The 5,167-nt window shown below is 60.1% G+C and carries 5 protein-coding genes; 4 read left to right on the top strand and 1 reads right to left on the bottom strand.

Features of this window, described 5'->3' with window-relative positions:
• Both JNL55_RS02265 and JNL55_RS02260 read left to right on the top strand, forming a co-directional pair.
• The coding region (locus JNL55_RS02265) for a sensor histidine kinase (protein ID WP_293848728.1) at positions 1 to 913 on the top strand (913 nt) is incomplete at its 5' end.
• On the top strand, positions 906 to 1,442 hold the full coding sequence (locus tag JNL55_RS02260; RefSeq protein WP_293848726.1) for a response regulator transcription factor: 537 nt from the start codon (positions 906 to 908) through the stop codon (positions 1,440 to 1,442). The genes JNL55_RS02265 and JNL55_RS02260, both read left to right, overlap by 8 nt.
• Positions 1,443 to 1,444: 2 nt before the next feature.
• On the opposite strand, the gene gcvA is transcribed toward JNL55_RS02260, so the two are convergent.
• Positions 1,445 to 2,335 carry a transcriptional regulator GcvA gene (gcvA, locus tag JNL55_RS02255; RefSeq protein ID WP_293848724.1) on the bottom strand — a complete coding sequence of 297 codons (891 nt, stop codon included), beginning with the start codon at positions 2,333 to 2,335 and terminating at the stop codon, positions 1,445 to 1,447.
• 105 nt (positions 2,336 to 2,440) lie between these two features.
• Here gcvA and JNL55_RS02250 point away from each other — a divergent pair, with 105 nt between their 5' ends.
• On the top strand, positions 2,441 to 3,460 hold the full coding sequence (locus JNL55_RS02250; RefSeq protein WP_293848723.1) for a 2-oxoadipate dioxygenase/decarboxylase family protein: 1,020 nt from the start codon (positions 2,441 to 2,443) through the stop codon (positions 3,458 to 3,460).
• A 95-nt stretch (positions 3,461 to 3,555) separates the two neighbouring features.
• Positions 3,556 to 4,983: an FAD-binding oxidoreductase gene (locus JNL55_RS02245; RefSeq protein WP_293848721.1), complete on the top strand. Its 1,428-nt coding sequence runs from the start codon at positions 3,556 to 3,558 to the stop codon at positions 4,981 to 4,983.
• The last annotated feature ends 184 nt before the right edge of the window (positions 4,984 to 5,167 follow it).

Here is a 5,167-nt window from a genome sequence, read left to right as displayed (position 1 = left end):
TGGCGTGACCTGCGCGGCCTTCATTGCCTTGATTCAGCTTCATCAACCGCTGGAGGTGCAAACTCACAGTCGGTTGTTGAACCTGCACATCATCGGCATGTTCGTGTGCTTCGCGCTGGGGGCGGTATTGCTGATGATATTCGTCACTCGCGTGACTCGGAATCTGACCGAGCGCGATACTCACCTGGCCAACTTGAAACGTCAGGCCGCGGAAGAAGATCACATCGTGCGGCTGGGATTGTTGGCGTCCGGCGCGGCGCATGAGTTGGGTACGCCGCTGGCGTCCGTGTCCGTCATTCTGGGCGACTGGCGTCGCATGCCGGAAATCACCGAGCATCCCGAGATGCTTCAGGAACTGCAGGAGATGCAGGCCGCGATTCGTCGGTGCAAAACCATTCTGCGGGGCATCTTGTTGTCAGCGGGTGAGGCGCGGGGCGAGGCGCCTGAAGTGACGACGCTGCATCGGTTCCTTGCTGAGATCGCTCGCAACTGGTCCGACGGCCGGCCGAGCGGCACGCTGCAGTATCACGCCGGCAGCGGGGCGTTGGGCGAAGACGTGGCCATCGTGTCGGATCAGGCTCTCAAGCAAGTCGTTACCAACTTGCTCGACAATGCCTATGAAGTGTCGCCGGGCTGGATTCGATTGAATGCCGAGCGGCGCAGTGACATGCTCAGAATCGAAGTGCTGGATCTCGGGCCGGGCTTTTCAGTAGCCCAGATGGAAAACTTCGGCAAGCCCTATCACTCCACCAAGGGTAGCCCGGGCGCCGGGCTTGGATTGTTTCTGGTGGTCAACGTAGTTCGCAAATTGGGCGGCACCGTGTCTGCCCGGAATCGCCCGGACGGCGGTGCGACGGTGACGGTCGAACTGCCGCTGGCCGCCGTGAAATACAGTGAGAAGCATCGTGGCTGAGGAACAGAAGTCACTGCTGATCGTCGAGGACGACGAATCGTTCGCGCGCACGCTGAAGCGTTCGTTCGAACGTCGCGGCTATCGCGTGATGCATGCTGCCAGTCATGAGCAAGTGGTCGAGGTGCTGAAGACCGAGTCGCCCGAGTACGCGGTGGTAGATCTAAAGCTCGACGGCGTTTCCGGTTTGGCTTGCGTACAGACGCTGCATGCCCACGACGAGGAAATGAACATCGTCGTACTCACTGGCTTTGCGAGCATTGCGACGGCGGTGGAGGCCATCAAACTCGGTGCTCGCCACTACCTGGCCAAGCCTTCCAACACCGACGATATCGAGAACGCCTTTGGCAAAGCCGAGGGTGATACCGATGTCGAACTCACCGGCCGGCCCACGTCCATCAAAACTTTGGAGTGGGAGCGCATCCACCAGACGCTGGCCGACGCCGACTTCAATATTTCCGAAGCGGCGCGCCGGCTCGGCATTCATCGCCGCACGCTGGCTCGCAAGCTGCTCAAGCAGCGGGTCAAATAGTTTCAGATAGTGACGGCAGCGACCTGGCTCAGCAGCCAGTCACGAAACGCCTTCAGCGTCGGCAGGTCGCGATTCTCTTCCGGATACACCAAATGGTAAGCGTGCGCGCTACGCACCGGACGATCGAACGGTTGCACTAACTCGCCGGCTGCGAGCTCTTGCTCCACTAGAAATTCCGGCAGGATGGCGACGCCGAGTCCGGCGACGGCGGCTTGAATCACCATCGAGAAATGTTCGAAGCGCGGTCCCTTCATGGGATTCACATCTTGCACGCCCACCGCGTTGAGCCATTCTTGCCAGGCGTAAGGACGCGTGGTGTGTTGAAGCAGCGTGTGATGACTCAGGTCTTTCAATGAGCGCAAACGTTTCTGCAATGACGGTGCGCTGACCATCACGACGTTCTCACCCATCAAGCGATGCGCGATCACGCCGGGCCAGGCGACTTCGCCGAAGTGGATGGCGGCATCGAGCCGCTCGGTGGCGAAATCGAACTTCACCGCGCGCGTGGAAAAATTCACCATGACGTGCGGATGCGCTTGAGCGAACGAACTCATTCGCGGAATCAGCCAACGAGTGCCGAAGGTCGGCAGAATGGCCAGATTGAGCACGCCGCCGATGCCCTGATGCGACATCAACTCCAAGGTTGCTGCTTCCAAACGAGACAGGCATTGGCGCACTTCCGGTAGGTAGGCGAGGCCAGCTTCGGTCAACGACAGCCGAGACTTGGTGCGGTGGAATAGCTTCACGCGCAGCAGGGTTTCGAGCGTGCGCATCTGCTGGCTGACCGCGCTTTGGGTGAGGCTCAGCTCCTCCGCAGCCTTAGAAAAACTAAGGTGGCGGGCGGCGGTTTCGAACGCCTGCAGGCTGATCATCGAGGGCAGGAAACGCAGCATGGCTTGGGTCGCGGGTCGGGGCGTCGGTGGGGTATCAGTTTTTCTAATGATGACACGAGACAATGTCGTTTGCGCAGTTGCGTGGCGGCCGCGACACTTTGTGCCATGAGTAACACCCAGTCATCGACGCTCGCACGCCTTCTGAACGATTGCGCCGGCCCGGCTCGCGCTCAGACTTTGCTCAATCAGATCTTCGTAGCGCCGGCGCTGCTCGAGGATTATGGCAACAGCGTGCCACGGGCGGTGCTGGCTCAGGCCATGAACATGAGCCTGTTCGCTGACTTGTTGGAACGCGTGCCGACGGCTGCTCAGCGAGTGGGCGACGTGGTGAGTGAGAGCGGGCGTTTGCGGTTCGATCACGGCGCGCTGCGCACGGTCGTGTCGTCGAAGCCGCTGGAGTTGCCTAGTGGCTATCGGGCGTTTGCTCGTCTATTGAAGCCGCTGGGTTTCGAGGTGAGTGCCACTTATCCGCTGCCGCGGATTCATATGGTGGGGCGGTCGTTCACTCACGAGGACTATCCCGAAGACATTGCGCAGTTCTTTGTCAGTGAGATTTTCCTGACGGATTTCTCATCGGAGTTTCAGGCGGCGGCGGAGCGAGTGATCGGTACTTCGCGCGATCCGTTGCCTGCGGAGGCGCAGTTGTCTCTAGCTCGCTTGAGCCATGATCGCGCGTTGCCTTATGAAGAGGCGAGAGTGTTGTTGTCGCAGCTGTTGCCGTGCTTTGAGCGCCAGCATTCGGCGCCTACTGTTGCGGACTACGAGATCTTGTTGCGTGAGTCGGCGGAGATGGCTTGGATTTCTACTGAAGGCAACGCCTTCAATCACGTTACGGAACGTGTGCAAGACATCGAGTCTGTGGCCGAGGCTCAGAAGGTGCTGGGTCGTCCGATGAAGAAGGCTGTGGAAGTTTCAGGCTCAGGCCGTGTGAAACAGACGGCGTATTTCGCTGCGACCGTGGAGCGAGAGTTTGTTGCTGCCGATGGCTCGTTGGTGAAGCGTGCGGTGCCTGGCTCGTTCTATGAGTTCATCGAGCGAGACCGCCTGCCAGGCTCGACCGCGCTAGATTTGAGTTTCGACAGCGGCAATGCGCAGGGCATCTTCAAGATGACCGCTGTTGCTTGAGATCGAGCACGCTCCAGTCGCAGCAATGCAGTTCGCTCAATACATCTGCCGGCCGGGCGAGCGCTCGAATGACGGGCGCACGTTGAGTTCATCGCATGACTTTTGATCGAGACGCGGCCGTAGCCGAACTCGTTGCACTTCTCGGCGACGCGGCCGTGCTCGGCAGTCCTGCTGACCTATCTGGCTACGAGCGCGGCACGCGTTACGGTGCTGGTCGCGCCGCCTGCGTCGCCCGTCCTCGCGATGCTCGCGAAGTCCAGCAAGTCATCCGTTGGGCCCGCAAACACGAGCTGCGCCTAATCGCTCAAGGCGCGAACACTGGCCTCGTTGCCGCCGCATCACCGGACGACACGGGCAACCAAGTCATCGTCAGCTTCGAGCGCATGCGCCATGAAATCGACCTGGACGTGCACAACCGCACCGTCCGCGTCGGCGCGGGCGTGTTGCTCCAATCTCTCAACGACTACTTACAACCGCACGGCCTGTGCTTCCCCATCGATCTCGGCGCCAATCCGAGCATCGGTGGAATGATCGCTGCTAACACCGGTGGCGCTCGCTTGATGAAGTACGGTGACGTCCGCCGTAACTTGCTGGGCCTCGAAGTCGTGCTGGCCGACGAACCAGCCACCCACTTGGATTTCATGAGCGGCCTGCGCAAAGACAACTCCGGCGTCGACTTGAAACAACTGTTCGTCGGTACCAGCGGTGCTTTTGGTTTCATCACGTCCGCCATTCTCGAAGTCCATCCACTGCCGCAGCAGCGGGCCTGTGCTTTGTTAGTACCAAGTACTCCAGAAAGAGCACTAGATCTCTTAAGAGCGTTCGAACTGAAGTGCGGTGAGTTACTCACTTCCTTCGAAGCCATGTCGAAGGCGGCGATGGAATGCGTATTCCGCTTCCGCCCGCAAATCCGCAATCCGTTCGGCGAGACGGTCCCGGAGCTGGTCATCCTGGTAGAACTGACCTCCGCAATGCCTGCGTCGATGGGCGTCGACCTGGAAAGCATGCTCGAAACCGTGCTGACCGAACTAGCCGAGAGTGACGACGCCACACTAGCCGACGCATTGCTGGGCCGAGCTGAGGAGAGCTGGCAGCTTCGCCACGCCATCAGCGACAGCCTGCGTGAAGCCGGCAAGGTGATCGCATTCGACATCTCCGTGCGACGCTCGTCGATACAAGCCTTCCGTGACTTGATGATCCAGGAACTGAAGCAGCGTTGGCCGCATCTGAAGGTCTGCGACTTCGGCCATCTGGGTGACGGCGGCTTGCATCTGAATCTGGTCTGGCCGCACGACTGCGGCATCGAGCCCGACGCCGCCGTCATTCAAGAAATAAGAGCCTTCGTTTACCACGTTCTGGTGAGTCAGTTTCAGGGCAGCTTCAGCGCCGAGCACGGCGTCGGCCCCTACAACAGCGCCATCTACCAGCGCTACACCGCCTCGAATCAGCAGCACATCGCCGGCAGCCTGCAGCGCCTGCTGAATCCGGACGGCGCCTTGGGCACGGTCAAATTCGGGCCGTAAGTCCCTGATCGGCTGCCCCCGACCGGCCGCCGTCAAATTAATTCGCCAGCCACTGGCGGTTTTCACGGGCTTGGGGTACTTCCACGATAGAGTCCTTCCTCATCGTGGTTGCATCCCGAAGTCATGAGCGTCGGCGAATACCGCTCCGCCATCCTGCAGGCCTTTGACGAAACGCAAGCCATCC

This window comes from Steroidobacter sp. (genome assembly GCF_016790065.1).
Taxonomy (GTDB): Bacteria; Pseudomonadota; Gammaproteobacteria; order Steroidobacterales; family Steroidobacteraceae; genus Steroidobacter.
The sequence above is the reverse complement of the archived record's forward strand: the minus strand, read 5'-3'. Positions and strand labels throughout refer to the sequence as shown.

What these genes read in the sequence shown, in the direction of transcription:
- gcvA (WP_293848724.1), bottom strand. Translation starts at nt 2,335, where the DNA reads ATGCTGCGTTTCCTGCCCTCGATGATCAGCCTGCAGGCGTTCGAAACC.
- JNL55_RS02245 (WP_293848721.1), top strand. Translation starts at nt 3,556, where the DNA reads ATGACTTTTGATCGAGACGCGGCCGTAGCCGAACTCGTTGCACTTCTC.
- JNL55_RS02250 (WP_293848723.1), top strand. Translation starts at nt 2,441, where the DNA reads ATGAGTAACACCCAGTCATCGACGCTCGCACGCCTTCTGAACGATTGC.